This is a genomic window from Methylobacterium sp. WL116 (genome assembly GCF_008039455.1).
Classification (GTDB): Bacteria; Pseudomonadota; Alphaproteobacteria; order Rhizobiales; family Beijerinckiaceae; genus Methylobacterium.
The window spans coordinates 1-610 of sequence record NZ_VRUV01001064.1 but is presented as its reverse complement, the minus strand read 5'-3'; the positions used below and the strand labels follow the sequence as shown (position 1 = coordinate 610).

The 610-nt window shown below is 73.1% G+C and carries 1 protein-coding gene; it reads left to right on the top strand.

Features of this window, described 5'->3' with window-relative positions; all coding sequences use genetic code 11:
- Positions 1-54: 54 nt before the first annotated feature.
- A partial coding sequence (locus FV223_RS29420; RefSeq protein ID WP_147730092.1) for a DUF1839 family protein occupies positions 55-610 on the top strand: 556 nt, incomplete at its 3' end.

Here is a 610-nt window from a genome sequence, read left to right as displayed (position 1 = left end):
CTAGCCCCAGAGCTGCGTGCGCACGTCCGCCGGCCAGGCGGCGAGGTCGAGGCCGTGGTGGCGCAGCAGCGCGAGCGTGATCCGCTCCACGCCCCGGCCCGCGCCTGGCCGGAGACGAACTGCTACGTCGACCTCTGGATCGAGCTGCTGCACGCCCGCGGGCTCGAACCGGAGGGGATGCTCGGCTTCACCCTGCGCCAGGATTTCGAGGGCGACCAGTTCACCTTCTTCAAGCCGGCGATGGCCGACATCGAGGCGCTCTACGGCCTGCGCCTGGAGGAGCTCGCCGTCTACGACGGGCTCGAGCGCCACGCGAGCGTCCAGGTCGCCCGCGGCTGCCCGGTGCTCGTCGAGGTCGACGCGATCCACCTGCCCGACACCGCCGGCACCACCTACGGGCGCGAGCACGCCAAGACGACGATCGCGATCCTCGGGCTCGACCCGCGGGGGCGCATTCTCGACTACCTGCACAATGCCGGCCGCTTCCAGCTCGCCGCCGACGACTACGACGGCATCTTCGGCCCTGCCCTGCTGGCGCCCTACGCCGAGTTCGTGAAGGTGGTCGCCCCGCCCCTGCCGCCCCGCGCGCTGCGGGCGGCAGGGGCGGGGC